This window comes from Paludibacterium yongneupense DSM 18731, from assembly GCF_000422925.1.
In the GTDB taxonomy this organism is placed as follows: Bacteria; Pseudomonadota; Gammaproteobacteria; order Burkholderiales; family Chromobacteriaceae; genus Paludibacterium; species Paludibacterium yongneupense.
Genome location: NZ_AUGZ01000020.1, coordinates 1 through 15,867, shown reverse-complemented (window position 1 = coordinate 15,867; position 15,867 = coordinate 1). Strand labels below are relative to the sequence as shown.

At 62.2% G+C, this 15,867-nt stretch carries 13 protein-coding genes; 3 read left to right on the top strand and 10 right to left on the bottom strand.

Annotation, left to right across the window (positions count from 1 at the left end):
- Positions 1–33: 33 nt before the first annotated feature.
- From G520_RS0108985 to argB, 7 genes are all read right to left on the bottom strand, one after another.
- Positions 34–375, bottom strand: a complete 342-nt coding sequence (locus tag G520_RS0108985; protein WP_036665873.1) for a DUF4870 family protein — start codon at positions 373–375, stop codon at positions 34–36.
- Positions 376–385: 10 nt separating this feature from the next.
- Complete coding sequence (locus tag G520_RS22245) at positions 386–979, bottom strand: hypothetical protein (protein ID WP_051229291.1); 594 nt, start codon at positions 977–979, stop codon at positions 386–388.
- A gap of 284 nt (positions 980–1,263) precedes the next feature.
- Positions 1,264–2,901 carry an electron transfer flavoprotein-ubiquinone oxidoreductase gene (locus G520_RS0108975; RefSeq protein ID WP_246542689.1) on the bottom strand — a complete coding sequence of 546 codons (1,638 nt, stop codon included), beginning with the start codon at positions 2,899–2,901 and terminating at the stop codon, positions 1,264–1,266.
- Between the two features lie 89 nt (positions 2,902–2,990).
- Entirely contained in the window at positions 2,991–4,181 is a 1,191-nt protein-coding gene (locus G520_RS0108970; protein WP_028535354.1) for a CaiB/BaiF CoA transferase family protein, read from the bottom strand.
- A 3-nt stretch (positions 4,182–4,184) separates the two neighbouring features.
- Positions 4,185–5,369: an acyl-CoA dehydrogenase gene (locus G520_RS0108965; protein WP_028535353.1), complete on the bottom strand. Its 1,185-nt coding sequence runs from the start codon at positions 5,367–5,369 to the stop codon at positions 4,185–4,187.
- Positions 5,370–5,627: 258 nt separating this feature from the next.
- Positions 5,628–6,062, bottom strand: coding sequence for a CBS domain-containing protein (locus G520_RS0108960; RefSeq protein ID WP_028535352.1), 435 nt, complete (start codon positions 6,060–6,062; stop codon positions 5,628–5,630).
- A gap of 77 nt (positions 6,063–6,139) precedes the next feature.
- A complete protein-coding gene (gene argB, locus G520_RS0108955; protein WP_028535351.1) occupies positions 6,140–7,012 on the bottom strand; it encodes an acetylglutamate kinase in 873 nt (290 codons plus the stop codon).
- 221 nt (positions 7,013–7,233) lie between these two features.
- Here argB and gabT point away from each other — a divergent pair, with 221 nt between their 5' ends.
- A complete protein-coding gene (gene gabT, locus G520_RS0108950) occupies positions 7,234–8,493 on the top strand; it encodes a 4-aminobutyrate--2-oxoglutarate transaminase (RefSeq protein ID WP_028535350.1) in 1,260 nt (419 codons plus the stop codon).
- A 40-nt stretch (positions 8,494–8,533) separates the two neighbouring features.
- Complete coding sequence (gabD, locus tag G520_RS0108945; protein ID WP_028535349.1) at positions 8,534–9,994, top strand: NADP-dependent succinate-semialdehyde dehydrogenase; 1,461 nt, start codon at positions 8,534–8,536, stop codon at positions 9,992–9,994.
- Here gabD and G520_RS0108940 read toward each other — a convergent pair.
- Together G520_RS0108940 and G520_RS0108935 are read right to left on the bottom strand one after the other, a co-directional pair.
- On the bottom strand, positions 9,984–12,293 hold the full coding sequence (locus G520_RS0108940) for a GGDEF domain-containing protein (protein ID WP_084637550.1): 2,310 nt from the start codon (positions 12,291–12,293) through the stop codon (positions 9,984–9,986). The two genes, gabD and G520_RS0108940, sit on opposite strands and share 11 nt — an antisense overlap.
- Positions 12,294–12,375: 82 nt before the next feature.
- Positions 12,376–13,815 (bottom strand): hypothetical protein, encoded by a 1,440-nt coding sequence (locus G520_RS0108935; RefSeq protein ID WP_028535347.1) that lies wholly within the window; start codon positions 13,813–13,815, stop codon positions 12,376–12,378.
- Between the two features lie 224 nt (positions 13,816–14,039).
- On the opposite strand from G520_RS0108935, the gene G520_RS0108930 reads away from it, so the two are divergent.
- On the top strand, positions 14,040–14,558 hold the full coding sequence (locus G520_RS0108930) for a 2-thiouracil desulfurase family protein (RefSeq protein ID WP_028535346.1): 519 nt from the start codon (positions 14,040–14,042) through the stop codon (positions 14,556–14,558).
- On the opposite strand, the gene G520_RS23945 is transcribed toward G520_RS0108930, so the two are convergent.
- Positions 14,530–15,414 (bottom strand): hypothetical protein, encoded by an 885-nt coding sequence (locus G520_RS23945; protein ID WP_051229290.1) that lies wholly within the window; start codon positions 15,412–15,414, stop codon positions 14,530–14,532. The two genes, G520_RS0108930 and G520_RS23945, sit on opposite strands and share 29 nt — an antisense overlap.
- Positions 15,415–15,867 lie beyond the last annotated feature (453 nt).

The window sequence follows — 15,867 nt, the reverse complement described above, 5'->3', positions numbered from 1 at the left end:
ACCGCGCCGCATCTGGCGGCGGCCGGCGGGACGTTACGACGGCATCGGCTTGCCGTCGACGAAAAACAGGAAACCCTTGATTACGCGATAAACGTACCAAACCCACAATCCGAACAGAATGAGAAACCCAACCAGCACGAAAACCGTTGCATAGCCAACCAGACCAACCAGTACCGTGGTCCAGAAGGTGCGGATCTGCCAGTCGAAATGACTGGCGAACACGGTGCCGCGCACATCGGAACGCTTGACGTAGTTGATGATCACAGCCGCAATGGCGGTCACGCCGACAAACAGACTAATGGCCTGCAGGATATACACCACTTGAGTCAATTTGTAATAGCGGGAATCCTGATAATGTATCGGAAGATAATTCATTCACGCATTTTTACCTACCCCGCACAAATCTGGCAAGCCATTGCGGAATTTCTGCCAGGTAAATTCGGCGTAATTGCGCAGAATGTTCAGAAAACGATCCCGCATGCGTCGATATGTCCGCCAGCGGCCTCCAACCATGCAGCAGCAAGCCCGCTTCGCTCGCCCCGACCAGCACCGGCTGCACCTTTTCCCACACCCGGTCGAAACGGGCGGCCAAGCGGCACAGGCGACGGTTGGCCTCGTCCAGCCGCGGCAGCTGCGCGGCGGCCAGCTCGACATGACTGAGGCCAAGGATCAGAATGCGAGCCGCCAGCCAGTCGGCGGCATCGGCAAAACGTCCGGGCGAATCGCCCTCCCAGTCCTTGCGCGCGCTAGCCAGCAGCAGCGCCGCGGTACGGATTTCAGGCAGCAGCGACTCCAGCGCCACCGATCCCGATTGCGCGCGGCGCAAATCGGCGAGGCAGCGCAGCAGGTCTTCGGCCGGCATCGTGCCGCCGGAGAGCGCTTCGACATCGGTCAGCAGTGACAAGCGCATCAGCGAGACGTCGCGCGTCAGGGCTTGGCTTTCCAGCGCAATACGGCGCGCGTCATGAATTTCATTCATCGATGTGAACCCCTTCGCTTGCATTGCCTTGCGGCAGGGGATCATTTTTCGGAAAGCAGGAAAAACAAATGCCGCCTGTACCGCAGCGGCATTCGTCAGAGAGTATCCGGTCAGTCTTCAGTCCGGCTAGAGTCCTTGGAGCCGCAACGAGCTGCGGTACCAATAAAAATAAGCGGAAGAAAAGAAAACCGGACGAGTCATGCGTTCATCCTGCCCAGTCGCGAGCCGACTGTCAAGGCCGTTTACCCAAAACAGCCTTGACTGCGGCCGCGCCCTCTGCCGAATCACATATTCGGGTAGTTGGGGCCGCCGCCGCCCTCGGGGGTCGTCCATACGATGTTCTGCATGGGGTCCTTGATATCACAGGTCTTGCAGTGCACGCAGTTGGCGGCGTTGATCTGCAGTTGCGGCGCCCCGTCGGCAGCGGCCACGATTTCATACACGCCGGCCGGGCAATAACGCTGTTCGGGCGCCTGGTAGCGCGCCAGATTGACCGCGACCGGCACCGTTGCGTCTTTCAGCTTCAAGTGCGGGGGCTGATCCTCGCTATGACTGACGTTGGCGACGAAGACCGACGAGAGACGGTCGAAAGTCAGGACGCCGTCCGGCTTCGGATACGCGATCGGAGTCGAATCTTCAGCCAGTCGCAGGCTCGAATGGTCGCCGTGCTTGTGATGCAGGGTCCACGGCAATTTGCCGCAAAACACCGTTTCCAGCGACGCGTACATCATCGCCGGCCACAGCCCCCAGCGGAACGACGGACGGATATTGCGCACTTTCCACAGCTCGTCATACGCCCAGCTCTGACGGAAAGCGGCCGGGTAGGCGGTCAGCGAACTGCCGGTCGCCGCGTCGGCGGCGATGGCGTCAAAAGCGGCCTGTGCCGCCAGCATGCCGCTCTTCATCGCGGTATGCGTGCCCTTGATTTTGGGAACATTCATGAAGCCGGCGCCATCGCCTATCAGCGCCCCCCCCGGGAAAACCAGCCGCGGCAGGGACTGGATACCCCCTTCGGCCAGCGCGCGCGCGCCGTAGGACACCCGCCGCCCGCCCTCGAATACGCCCCGCACCGAGGGGTGGGTCTTGAAACGCTGAAATTCTTCGAATGGCGACAAATAGGGATTTTTGTAGTCGAGCCCGATCACGAAACCGACCGCCACCAGATTGTCCTCCAGGTGATACATGAAGGAGCCGCCATACGTCTCGCTATCCAGCGGCCAGCCGACCGTATGCACGGTGCGCCCGGCTTCGTGCTTGTCGGGACTGACTTCCCACAGCTCCTTGATACCCAGGCCGTAAGTCTGCGGATCGGAATCGGCATCGAGTCCGAAGCGCGCTATCACCTGCTGTGTCAGCGAGCCGCGGCAGCCTTCGGCAAACAGCGTCTGCTTGGCCCACAGTTCCATCCCGGCTTGCCAGGCCGCGGTTTTTTCGCCGTCGCGCCCTATCCCCATATCGCCGGTCGCGACTCCCTTGACCGAGCCATCGTCGTGATAAAGCACCTCGGCAGCGGCAAACCCCGGGTAGATTTCAATACCGAGCTCCTCGGCCTGCTGCCCGAGCCAGCGGCAGAAATTGCCAAGGCTGATGATGTAATTACCTTCATTGTGCATCTGCGGCGGCGTCGGCAGCGGAATCGACTCCGTCTCGGTCAGCAAGCGGAAGCAGTCGCTACCAGCCGGTGTATTCAGCGGCGCCCCGCGCTCGCGCCAGTCGGGGATCAATTCGTCGAGCGCGCGCGTTTCGAGGATGGCGCCGGACAGGATGTGAGCGCCGATTTCGGACCCCTTCTCCAGCAAGCAGACGCTCACCTCGCGGCCGGCCTTAGCCGCCAACTGTTTCAGACGGATCGCCGCAGTCAGACCGGCCGGTCCGCCTCCCACGATCACGACGTCGTATTCCATATATTCGCGTTCCACCATGCCTCCTCTGGCTCCGCATTTCATTGGTCGGTGCGAATGATGCAATGAACCGGTGCCATGCGTCAAAAGCGATCGGATATTTGAAAATGCTAAATCACACACATAGCCCGCAGTTGCTCAATCTTCTCGGCATCGTAGCCCAGCTCCGCCAGAATGGCCGCTCCATGTTCCCCCAGTCGCGGCGGCGGGAGGCGATAGGCAATCGGCGTCGCCGACAGGCGAATCGGGCAGGCGACCATGGGCACGTCGATACCCGTTTCGTCGCGCAGGGCGAAGGTCATGCCGCGATAACGCGCCTGTGCGTCGCCCAGCGCCTGGTCGACAGTATTTATCGGCCCGCAGGGCACGCCGGCCGCATCCAGGGCGGCCAGCCAGTCTCTGCACCGGCCTTGTACAAAAACCTCTCCCAGCGCCGCACACAGCTCCTCGCGCAGCGCAACCCGCCCTGCATTGCACGCATAGCGTGGATCAGCCGCCAGATCTTCGCGCCCCAATACACGGCAGACGGCAGCGAACTGGCCGTCGTTGCCGCAGGCCAGGATGAAATGCCCGTCGGCGGCGGCAAACACCTGATACGGGACGATATTCGGATGCGCGTTACCCAGTCGCGGCGGCACGCTGCCGCCGACAAGCCAGTTCATATTGATATTGGCCAGCATCGCCAGCGCACAGTCGAACAAGGCCATATCGATATACTGTCCGTGCCCGCTGCTCTGGCGTGCGATCAAAGCGGCCTGTATGGCATTGGCGGCATACAGCCCCGTCACCAGATCGACCACGGCTACCCCGACCTTGTGGGGCTCTCCCGCGCTCGGCCCGGTCACGCTCATCAAACCGGACATGCCCTGCATGATGTAATCATAGCCCGGACGGGCACGATAGGGACCGTCCTGGCCAAAACCGCTGATAGAACAATACACCAGCCGAGGATTGAGCAGCGCCAGCGAAGGGTAATCGAGCCGGTAGCGCGCAAGCGCGCCGACCTTGTAGTTTTCCAGCACCACATCGGCGCGCCGGGCCAGTTGCTGCACGATTTCCTGCCCTTCCGCCCGCGCGATATCCACAGTCAGCGAGCGCTTGCCGCGATTGGCCCCCAGAAAATAGGCGGCACGCCCATCAGCCAGCGCAGGCGGCGTCCATTGACGCGTGTCGTCGCCGCAACCGGGCCGCTCGACCTTGATCACATCGGCGCCCAGGTCGGCCAGCAACTGGCTGGCCCAGGGACCGGCCAGCACCCGCGACAGGTCGAGAACGCGCAAGCCCGCCAGCGCGCCGCTCATGGCTCAATCCTGCCCGCCATGGAACGCCTGTATCCCGGTCTGCGCCCGGCCTAGGATCAACGCATGGACATCGTGCGTGCCCTCGTAGGTGTTGACCGCCTCCAGATTGACCATATGCCGCATCACCTGATACTCGTCGCTGATGCCGTTGCCACCGTGCATGTCGCGCGCCAGACGCGCGATATGCAAGGCCTTGCCACAATTATTGCGCTTGATCAGCGAGATCATCTCCGGTGCCTCGCACCCTTGATCCATCAAGCGCCCGACCTGCAGCGCCGCTTGCAGACCGAGCGCGATTTCGGTCTGCATGTCCGCCAGCTTCAGCTGGATCAGCTGGTTCGCCGCCAGCGGGCGGCCGAACTGATGGCGCTGCAAGGTATACTCCCGCGCCGCGCGCCAGCAGAACTCGGCCGCCCCCATACTGCCCCAGGCGATGCCGTAGCGTGCCTTGTTCAGGCAGGAGAACGGCCCCTTCAGCCCGCGCGCGCCCGGCAGCAGCGCGTCATCAGGCACGAACACGTCGTCGAGCAGAATCTGGCCGGTGACGGAGGCGCGCAGGCCGATTTTGCCCTCGATCGCGGGCAGGGCCAGCCCGGCGGCCCCCCGTTCGACCAGGAATCCGCGGATTTCGCCACCATCGTCGCGCGCCCAGACCAGGCACACATCGGAGACAGGGGCATTGGTGATCCATGTCTTGGCGCCGGACAGGCGATAACCGCCGTCAACCTTGCGCGCTCGCGTCCTCATGCCGCCCGGGTCGGATCCGGCATCCGGTTCGGTCAGGCCGAAGCAGCCCACCGCTTCGCCGCGTGCGAGCGGCGGCAACCAACGCTCTTTCTGAGCCTCGCTGCCGTAGGCGTGAATCGGGTACATCACCAGCGAAGACTGCACGCTCATCGCCGACCGATAACCGGAATCGACGCGCTCCACCTCGCGTGCGATCAGACCATACGCCACCGACGACAAACCGGCACAGCCATAGCCGTCGAGCGTGACGCCGAGCATGCCGAGCTCGCCCATTTCCAGCAGAATTTCGCGATCGAAGCGTTCTTCGCGAAATGCCGACAGCACGCGCGGTTGCAAGCGCCGTTGACAGTAATCGGCAGCGGCATCGCGCAACATGCGCTCGTCTTCGTTGAGTTGTCCTTCGAGCGATAGGGGATCGCTCCAGTCAAACGCGGCAGTCATGCGGTGCTCTCCTCTTCCGCCTGGCCACGTCGCGCCGCAACTGTCGGCGACATGGCGTAGAGGCGTTGTTTTTCATGGCAAAAGGCGCGACTGGAGCACCCTGCCAATGCAGCCTAGCAACAGGATGACCGGGGCGTAAAGAAATATGACAAATAAAAATAAATGCATGCGAGACATGTGTGCCGGACTCGCGACACGGAAGGCAGACGCATGGGCAAGCGGAGAGCGCCGGGCACCATGGCGGCACCCGGCGTGGGATCAGGCGCCCTGAATGTAATGCACCAGATGGTCGATGACGACTTTCTGCTCGTCGATGGTCGCGCGCACCAGATCGCCTATGGAGAGCAAACCGATCAGCCGTGCGTCCTCCAGCACCGGCAGATGGCGTATCCGCTGCTCGGTCATCAGTGCCATGCAATCGTCGAGTGTGTTGTCGGGACCGACATACAACACGCGCGACGTCATGATGGAGCACACCGGCGTACTGGCGGAAGTTCTCCCTTGCAAAACGATGCGACGGGCGTAATCGCGTTCCGAGAAAATCCCGACGACCGCATCGTTTTCCACCACCAGAACCGCGCCGATATCATGCTCGGCCAGAGCCTGCAGGGCCTGATAGACCGTGACGTCCGGCCCGACGGTGATCGGATCGCGCTTGCTCTTGCTTGCCAATAACTGACGTACTGTCTGCATCTGTCCCCCCTTTTGGTTGCGACATGGGTTATCACACTATAGGCGGTCGCTGGCGGCAATGGAAAGCGCGTCCGGTATCAGCCGGCCCGGATCATTGTGCCGACCCCCGCACTGGTCATGATTTCCAGCAGCAGTGCATGCGGAACGCGGCCATCGATGATATGCACCGAGTCGACGCCGTTGCGCGCCGCTTCGAGCGCCGAACTGATCTTGGGCAGCATGCCGCCGTGAATGGTGCCATCGGCGAACAAGGCGTCGACTTCGCGCGCGGACAGCCCGGTCAGCAGATTGCCATTCCGGTCGAGCACGCCCGGCGTATTGGTCATCATGACGAGCTTGGCGGCCTGCAGCGTTTCAGCCAGCTTGCCGGCCACCAGGTCGGCATTGATATTGTAGGCCTCGCCCTCGGCCCCGACGCCGATCGGCGCCACCACCGGAATGAAATCCTGACGGTCGAGCAGCGACACCAGCATCGGATCGATAGACTCGACCTCGCCGACCTGCCCGATATCGATACGATCCTCGTCCTCGGAGTGCAGATACATCTTTCGCGCGCGAATCAACTGCCCGTCTTTCCCGGTCAAGCCAACCGCCTTGCCGCCGTGCTTGTTGATCAGAGCCACGATTTCCTTGTTTACCAGCCCGCCCAGCACCATTTCGACCACATCCATGGTCTCGGCGTCGGTAACGCGCATGCCCTGGATAAACTCGCCATGCTTGCCGACTCGTTCGAGCAGGCTATTGATCTGCGGGCCGCCGCCATGCACCACCACCGGGTTCATGCCGACGAGCTTGAGCAGCACGACGTCCTTGGCGAAGTCTTCTTTCAGCTTGTCATCCGTCATCGCGTTGCCGCCGTACTTGATTACGATGGTCTTGCCGTTGAAACGGCGGATATACGGCAGGGCCTCGGTCAGAATCAACGCCTTGTCGGTGGCAGAAACCGTCACATCATTCTCCTTTAGCAGCAGGTGTCATTTCACTGCCAGCATTGTACTCATACACATTAATCTGCTGTTATCAATAATTGCATTCAGCAAGAGCGATCGCCGCCGTCCCGTGTTTAACTTTTTCAACCACGTGTAGCTTTTTTCTAAACACGTAATTAGAATCAAACTCACCCGGCCAGATGCCGCCACCGTCAGCGCAAACCGCGCCAGAGGAGCCGCCCATGTCCCAAGACGATCTACAGCAACGCAAAGCTTCCGCCACGCCTCGTGGCGTGGGCGTTCTCTGCGACTTCTTCATCGAGCGGGCGAAAAACGCCGAGCTGTGGGATATCGAAGGAAGGCGTTTCATCGATTTCGCCGGCGGCATCGGCGTTCTCAACACGGGCCACCTGCACCCGCGGGTGCAGGCCGCCGTCGCCGCACAACTGCAAAAATTCAGCCATAGCTGCTATCAGGTCGTCCCATACGAAACGTATATCGAGGCGGCGGAACGGCTCAACCGCCTGGCCCCCGGTCGCCACCCCAAAAAGACGGCCTTCTTCACCACCGGCGCGGAAGCCGTAGAGAACGCCGTCAAAGTCGCCCGCGCCGCGACCGGCCGACCGGCAGTGATCGCCTTCGGCGGCGCCTTTCACGGCCGTACCCTGCTCGGCATGGCGCTGACCGGCAAGGTCGTACCGTACAAGGTCGGCTTCGGCCCCTTCCCCGGCGACGTTTATCATGCGCCCTTCCCCAACGCATTGCATGGCGTCAGCGTCGCCGATGCGCTGGCTGGACTTGAAAAGCTGTTCAAATACGACGTCGAGCCGCAACGCGTCGCCGCCATCCTGTTTGAACCGATTCAGGGCGAGGGCGGTTTCTACCCGGCACCGGTTGAATTCGTCGTCGCCTTGCGCGCCCTGTGCGACCGCCACGGCATCCTGTTGATCGCCGACGAGGTCCAGTCCGGCTTCGCGCGTTCGGGCAAACTGTTCGCAAGCGAATACTTCCCGGTCGACGTGGACCTGCTGGCCTGCGCCAAAAGCCTGGCCGGCGGCTTCCCCTTGTCCGCTCTGATCGGACGCGCCGAGTTGATGGACGCTCCGGGGCCAGGCGGCCTGGGTGGAACCTACGCCGGCAATCCACTCGCACTGGCAGCGGCGCTGGCGGTGATCGATGTGATCCGCGATGAAAATCTTTGCCAGCGCTCGCTCGACCTCGGCCAGCGACTGCGGGCGCGGATTGCAGCGCTCGACATGCCGCGCATCGCCGACATCCGCGGACAGGGAAGCATGCTGGCACTCGAGTTTCTGCATCCTGATACCCGCGAAGCGGATCCCGTCTTCACGCGCAAGGTGCAAGCCGCAGCCCTGGAGCGCGGCCTGATCCTGCTCAGTTGCGGAGTCTACGGCAACGTTATCCGTTTTCTCTACCCCCTGACCATTGAAGACGACATCTTCGACGAGGCGCTGGACATCCTGGTCCTGGCGCTACAAGCCTGAACCCGCCACCGGACCGCCAGTCGGTCCAGGGAGACAACCGATGCTCAAGCTGAACGACCCGACTCTCATCAAGCAGCTCTGCTATCTCGACGGCCGCTGGCAGGCCGCCGACGATGGCGCCACCCTGCTGGTCACCAATCCGGCCACCGGCGAAAGCCTCGCTACCGTGCCCGCCATGGGCCGGGACGAAACCCGGCGCGCGCTCGACGCGGCGCAGGCCGCCTTTGGAGACTGGAAAAACCGCACGGCCAAAGAGCGCGCCGCCGTGTTGCGTAAATGGTTCGAGCTGATGATGGCCAACCAGGAAGACCTCGCGCGTATCCTTACCGCAGAACAGGGAAAGCCGCTGGCTGAAGCACGTGGTGAAATCGCTTACGGTGCCGCCTACATCGAGTGGTATGCCGAAGAAGCCAAGCGGGTGTACGGCGACACCATCCCGCACACCCAGGCCGACCGCCGGGTGCTCGTACTGAAACAGCCCATCGGCGTCACCGCCGCCATCACGCCCTGGAACTTCCCCAACGCCATGATCACGCGCAAGGCAGCGCCGGCACTGGCCGCAGGCTGCTGCATGGTCGTGCGCCCCGCGAGCCAGACTCCGCTGTCGGCGCTGGCCATCGCCGAACTCGCGCACCGTGCCGGCATTCCGGCCGACGTGTTCTCGGTTGTCACCGGCAGCGCGACCGAAATCGGCGCGGTGCTGACCGGATCCGATATCGTCAAAAAATTCAGTTTTACCGGCTCGACCGAAGTCGGTCGCAAATTGATTGCCCAATGTGCGCCGACGGTCAAGAAGGTCTCGATGGAACTCGGCGGCAACGCCCCGTTCATCGTTTTCGACGATGCGGATCTGGATGCGGCGGTCGAAGGCGCCATGATCAGCAAATATCGTAATTCCGGGCAAACCTGCGTCTGCGCCAACCGCTTCTATGTCCAGGATGCGGTTTACGACGCTTTCGTCGAAAAGCTCGCGCGCGCGGTCTCCTCGCTCAAGGTCGGCAACGGCGCCGAGGACGGCGTCAACCAGGGGCCACTGATCGACGAGGCCGCCTTGGGCAAGATAGAGGAGCATATTGCCGACGCACTGCAAAAAGGCGGCACATTGCTCACTGGCGGCCACCGCCACGCGCTGGGCGGCAGCTTTTTCGAGCCGACCGTCATTCGCGACGCCAAGCCCGATATGAAGGTGGCGCGTGAAGAAACCTTCGGGCCGTTGGCTCCCGTGTTCCGCTTCCACGACGAAGCCGAAGTCGTTTCCGCCGCCAATGCGACCGAATTCGGACTCGCCAGCTACTTTTACGCCCGCGACCTCGGGCGCGTGTTCCGCGTTGCGGAGAACCTCGAATACGGCATGGTCGCGGTCAACACCGGTCTACTGTCCAGCGAAACGGCGCCCTTCGGCGGCGTCAAGCAATCGGGGCTCGGCCGCGAAGGGTCGCACTACGGCATTGAAGACTACCTGGAAATAAAATACCTCTGCCTTGGCGGTATCAACCGCTAAAGGGTGTCGCGGACGGCGGTCCGTCCACGGTTTCGTCCGGCGCGAGCAGGCAATTGCCGCCGCTGCTCTTGGCCCGCTGACAATGGGCAGCGGCGCGCGCCAGCGCTTCGTCGGGGTCGTGGTCATCCGCGACCAGGCGGATCATTCCGATGCTGACCGTCACCGGCGGCCAGATGGCCGGCTCCGCATCGGCGACCGATGCCTGCACGCAGCGCCGGACATCCTCCAGCAGGGCCTGTGCCCACTCTGTTTCGCAGCACAGCAGCAGGATGGCAAATTCGCCCCCCACCAGGCGCGCGGCAACATCCGTGCGCCGAATCCTGGACTGAATCGCCGCCGCCACCCTCTCCAGCATCCGGTCGCCGCCCTGCTGGCCCATGCTGCCGAGCATGCTCTCGAAATTGTCGATGCCCAACACCGCCAGGACATGCCCGCCACCGTCGCCGGCCACCGTCGCGTACGCTGCCATGAAGCCATGCCGGTTGTACAAACGGGTCAGGGGATCATGACCGGCATCCCGTCGATGAACGCGTTCGCGCTCGCGCCGCTCGCTATCGTCGCGCAGCACATAGACCCGCCCTTCCACCTTGCCGGGAGCCGGGCTCAGGACCGACAAGGTCAGCAGCACCGGCTGCAATCGCGCGTTGCGTCCGACCAGATCCAGCTCGACGTCCAAGCGTCCCGCCAATGCCTCGAGTTGCGCATTCGATAGCGCCAACCCCGTATCCGGCATGGCAAAGGCAGCAAACCCGGCCAACGGTCGCCCCATCGTCTCACACGCAGCGATGCCGAGCAGAATCTCTGCCGACCGGTTCATATACCCGATCTCGCCTTTATGGCTGGTGAAAATGATCGCGTCGGAGACGGCCGCCACGATGGCCATGCTGCGCTCCTGCTCGGCCAACAGGGCGAGTCGCATGCTTGCGCTTTCGGAAACATCGTGCGCGAATCCCAGAAAGCCGCTCCCGGACGGCAACAGCCTCAACTCGACCTGCGCGTACAAGCGATGCTCATGCTGCAAACGGCCAGCAGCAACAAAAACAGCGCCTGCCTGCCGACCCGCCCAGCGCTGTTCGAGCTCTTCCCTGTCCTCGCTGCAAATCAAATCCAGCCACGGTCGCCCCAGCCAATGGCTTGCAATTGTCGTTCCGAGCAGGGACAGCATTGCAGGGTTCAGATACTCGATGCTTGCATCGGCGTCAACGACGAAAACCGCCGCGGGCGTTCCTTCGCATAGTCGGCGCAGATAGCTTTCCCGCTGTTCGAGATTTTCTATCGTGTCGTGAAGCCGCCGCAGCGCCTGATTGGCCGCCATGGCCAGCGACTGGACATCGCGGCAGTCGGAATGAAGGATGAAGCCGGGACGGAATTCGAGGAGTTGCTGGCGCAAACGGCGCAAGGGCCGCAGCAGAAAACCGATCAAATGCCATTGCAAGGGCGTCAGACACACCCATAGCAATGCGGCGAGAAACAGATTACGGCGCATGCGGGCCAGGATATGCGCCGACTCGTCGGCCGGCTGGATCGCAGCCACGACCCAATTGATGCTTTCCAGTGGCGTGTAGACCACGCGCAGCGCGCCTTCGTCGCCATCGACCCCGCCGCTTCCACCGGTCGCCGGATGGCGCATGATCTTATCGTAGGTCAGCGCCGACAAGGGTGGCGTATCGTCGCCAAAGCGCAGCGCCTGGCGCCTTGAATCGCTGGCATAGACAAGGATGGATACACCGTGCCCTATCATGCGCACACTTTCCAGGCCGTGCCGCATGGAGGGCGAATCAAGATCGATGGTAGCAGCCAGCATCCCGCGATAGGCACCGTCGAGGCCGAGCATGGGGGCACAGAAAACCGCGGTGCCAGGAAATGTCAGCACGCGGGCACGGCGGTGGGCGGAAGGATCGAGAAGGCAGTGCTTGCCGTACAGGGAGAGGCCGAGCGGGACATTGGCCGACGCGGCACGCTCCACCGCATCGGGGCCATAGAGAGCGATACCATCAAACACCGGCCGCAGCAGGCGCAAGCGTTCTTCCAGCATCGGATCTGCCTTGCCAGGCGCGGGCATGGTCAGCGCAGCATTGGCCAGCACCGACTGATGCAGGGTGATGCGGGAATCGAGGTCGGCGGCGACGCGTGTCGCCAATGCCGAGAGGTTGCGCTCCTGCCCGTTTTGAACGTTGCGCCGCGCTTGCGAGTAAGCAAATAGCGCGAAGGCCGTGAACAGCATCAGACCAAACAGCATGACAACCAGCGCCAGCCGCATTCTCAACGAGGAGAAAAAAGGGTGTGGCTTGAGATTCATGATCGGCGGACAGGGCGGAAGCACACCATCATGTTACCCCAAAGTCATCAACAACCAGTAGGAGACCATGCGAATCAGTTGATCAGTGCAAACGGGCCAAACGCTCCGACAGAGGAATCCCGGCCTCGCGCAAGCAATCAGCCAGATCCTGCCACGCGCAATCGCGATCCGGCGCCAAATCCGGCACCATCAGCCAGACAGTGCGCGCACTGATCGCCTCTCTGCCACGCACCTTGAGCGAAACCAGGTAGCCGTGCTGATCCGGAGCATATTCGGCGATCGCTTCAAGGTCGTCGAGACCGCCTTCCTGACTGGCGACCAACGCCACGGTCAGGCCCAGACGCTTGCGGTTCCACCCATGCACGGCGGTTTCGAGTGCCTCCCACCACGGAAGAGGTGCAAACAGCTCGGCTTCTCCGTAGGGCATGTCGCTGCCGATCGCTTCCATCATCTCGGGCATCACCGCATCGAGCGCAGGACGCGCGAGACGCCGCGCCTGGGCAAGCGGCAGCGTCGAGCGTTCGACCAGAAAGGGAATCCAGCACAATACCAGCTGCGGATCGTGCGCCCGGCTCGACGCCTCATACGTCGCGCGCGCCGCATCGGGGTCGAAGGGGGCATAATCGCAGCCCGCATCCATCACCGAGGCCAGGTGTATCAGGTCCTGGCAGGCATGCTCATTGAGCATTTCGACGGTGAACAAGGTAGGGGAGACCCACAGAATGGCTTTTTCCGGCAACTCGAGTGCATCCGCAAGCAGGGGTTCGATGCGTTCGAGCTGGGGAAAATGCCACCATACTCCGCCTTGTGTACGCGAAAAGGCAAAGGGCAAGGCCCATAGCTCGAAAGACAGAATGGAACCATCCGGACGTACCAGCTCGGGGAAAGCGATGCTGTCGCGCGCGCAATTGAGCAGGACGTTGCGCGCCTCACGCTCGTTGCTCAGCGCTAATTGCGCCTCGGTAAAAATCGCACGGTCTCCGGCCCCCATCGCCTGTTGCACGGCAGCCATCAGCCGAAGCTGGCTCATCGGATTGGCGGACGCGTCGCGCGCCGCGCTGGTCAACACCTTGATCGCATCGATTCGTTCTGCGGGCGGCAAAGGCTTGTCCGGGCCGACGCGCATTTCACGCAACTTGAACCCGGCGTCGCGCTCGGCATAGATCTGCTGCAGGGTCATATAGACATTCATGGCCTCGTCGCAGACAGCCTGCAGGCGCGATGCAGTCGGCACCTCGCCCTGAAAGGTAAAATCGAAAAGCCGGAAACCCGGATTGCAAACGTAGACAGTGACCCCGCTCTCTTCATCGAACAGCACGGCACTGGCGAACGCTTCCTGATCGCGCTCGTCGAATTCGGTATCGTCGTTACCAACCAGTCGGCACACGAATGCCGGCGCTTCGGTATGCACCAGGTATTCGCACGGCTCCAGTCCGGCTGCATCGAGTGCATCCCCGAAAATGAAGCGGTTAGGCAAAAGGGCGGAACCCTTGATACGGGCATTGCGAGGATGGGGCTTCATCTATGGCTAATCGCTACACTGGCAAACTATTGATTTTAACGCCTTATCCATCGTCGCATGAAGATGTTTATGGCAAACAAGCGACGGCGGACCCTCTTGAGGGGGCAACCGGCATTTCGGCGGCTCTCGTATCATTATGCGCCGTTATCACGCTCGCCCCTTTAACAGTGACCAAAGATACGTCAAGATTCCGCACAAGACTACGGCATCAGAGGTGTTTTGTCATGGCGGAAAAGCCCGTTCTTTTAATCAGTGCCTGTCTGCTCGGCCAAAAGGTTCGCTACGATGGCAAGGGACAGATCTTGCCCGCCGCGCGACTGGCCGCGCTCAACGCGCACTATACCCTGCAAGCGGTCTGCCCCGAATGCGCTGGTGGCCTGCCCGTACCGCGACCGCCAGCCGAGATCGTCGGCGGGGACGGGGCTGCGGTGTGGGAGCGTGTGGCGCAGGTCTTCGGCAATGACGGAACCGAGATGAGCGCAGCGTTTCTCGCGGGAGCCGAGGCGGCACTGCAGCTGGCCAAGGCTGCCGACGCCTGTGGCGCCCTGCTCAAAAGCGGCAGCCCCTCTTGTGGCAACACACGTATCCATGACGGCCGCTTTACCGGAGGGATGGTTCCCGGGCGCGGCGTGACGGCCGAGTGGCTGCATCGCAATGGCATCGCGGTATGGGACGACTCACAAGCGGACGGGCCCTGCGCGATCGATAAAACGATCAGCCCTGCCGGATCTGCTGCCAGCTGACTCCGTTTTCGCACGCGGCGGCGAGCGTTGCGAAGAATGCTTGCTTGCTTTCGAAATTATTGTTGTAGCTGATGCTGCCGATGTGAACCCAGCTGTCATCGACCACCTGCACCGTGCGCGGCGCATCCTGTGTCGTGGGCCGCAGCGGGCGGTTTATGCTGTCGGCAAAACGCTGCACGGTGCGGTCGAGCTGGCGGTAGATGTACTTCCAGTTACGCCCGCCGGTGTCGAGTCCGAACGAGAAGTCATACAGGAAGTTCAGGGGCAGGTGCCCGACGCGGTCGAAGCGGAACATGCAGTAGCCGGCCCACAACTGCCAGCCCCATTCACTTTCGTTCAGCAGGCCGAAGCAATCCTGTTCTCCCAGCCGCTGGTTAAGGCTCAAGGGCTCCATCGGAATCATGTCGTGGTCGAAGTAGGCGAAGTTCTCCGGTTCGATGGCCTGGATGATGTTGCGGTAGATCCAGGTCATGGCCATGCCATGCGAGCGGTTTACATGCCGTGTCCGATTCGATGGCAGCGCCAGATAGTGTGCGCCATGGCGGCGGCAGACCTCGGCGATTTCGGCGCGTTTGGGCGCACGCGAGTTGTCGAATGCCAGTACCGTGCAGTCGGTCAGGTGCTTGCGGCTCATGGTCAACAGCCAGTCCAGCGCCCACGGTTGTTCGAAAGCCACAACGGCGGCGATATTCTTTCCGCGCAGCGGGCGGCAATCGACCAGGAATTCTGCTTGCCCTTCTGCCTTGCGCCCCAGGTATAAATTCAATAGCAGGTCGTTGCGGAATTGTTTATAGGCATCGCTAAATGGCTCGAGCTTGACCATCTCGGAAATAGTGTACTGCCGCAAACTACGCATCTTTGTGCCTCGATTTTCCGCTGGCCGCAGCATCCCGCGGCACTGTTAATTTGTTAAGGAGGGAATCGTAACGGAATCTCCGCGCCTCCGATACCCTGCGCTGGATAAAGCGGGTAAAACGGCTTGCTGCTGACGCCCAGCGGCCTCGCTCGTGGGCATTTTGTGCTCATGGGCGGCCCAAGGTCCGGCTCGCGAGAGTCTAGTGTCCGGGGGCGGTGGTGGCGTCTCGTTGGTGGAGGTTCAGGGTCTGTGGACGGTGGTGGCGTCTCGTTCGTGGGCGTTCAGGGGCCGGGGGCGGTTGCGGCGTCTCGTTCGTGGGGGGCGGTTGTCCGTGGCCCGACGACGAGCCGGCCTCCCGTCCTCCTTCGGGTGTTCAGGCGTCGGCCGGGAGGCCGGCTCGCCGTCCGTTTACATCCGGCGGACGCCGGCATGACCCCGTGACGCCGGGGGCGG

Excerpts from the sequence above, each read along its gene's own strand:
- G520_RS22245 (WP_051229291.1), bottom strand. The coding sequence starts at position 979 with ATGAATGAAATTCATGACGCGCGCCGTATTGCGCTGGAAAGCCAAGCC.
- G520_RS0108960 (WP_028535352.1), bottom strand. The coding sequence starts at position 6,062 with ATGCAGACAGTACGTCAGTTATTGGCAAGCAAGAGCAAGCGCGATCCG.
- G520_RS0108975 (WP_246542689.1), bottom strand. The coding sequence starts at position 2,901 with ATGGTGGAACGCGAATATATGGAATACGACGTCGTGATCGTGGGAGGC.
- G520_RS0108985 (WP_036665873.1), bottom strand. The coding sequence starts at position 375 with ATGAATTATCTTCCGATACATTATCAGGATTCCCGCTATTACAAATTG.
- G520_RS23945 (WP_051229290.1), bottom strand. The coding sequence starts at position 15,414 with ATGCGTAGTTTGCGGCAGTACACTATTTCCGAGATGGTCAAGCTCGAG.
- gabT (WP_028535350.1), top strand. The coding sequence starts at position 7,234 with ATGTCCCAAGACGATCTACAGCAACGCAAAGCTTCCGCCACGCCTCGT.
- G520_RS0108965 (WP_028535353.1), bottom strand. The coding sequence starts at position 5,369 with ATGACTGCCGCGTTTGACTGGAGCGATCCCCTATCGCTCGAAGGACAA.
- G520_RS0108935 (WP_028535347.1), bottom strand. The coding sequence starts at position 13,815 with ATGAAGCCCCATCCTCGCAATGCCCGTATCAAGGGTTCCGCCCTTTTG.
- G520_RS0108930 (WP_028535346.1), top strand. The coding sequence starts at position 14,040 with ATGGCGGAAAAGCCCGTTCTTTTAATCAGTGCCTGTCTGCTCGGCCAA.
- G520_RS0108970 (WP_028535354.1), bottom strand. The coding sequence starts at position 4,181 with ATGAGCGGCGCGCTGGCGGGCTTGCGCGTTCTCGACCTGTCGCGGGTG.
- gabD (WP_028535349.1), top strand. The coding sequence starts at position 8,534 with ATGCTCAAGCTGAACGACCCGACTCTCATCAAGCAGCTCTGCTATCTC.
- G520_RS0108940 (WP_084637550.1), bottom strand. The coding sequence starts at position 12,293 with ATGAATCTCAAGCCACACCCTTTTTTCTCCTCGTTGAGAATGCGGCTG.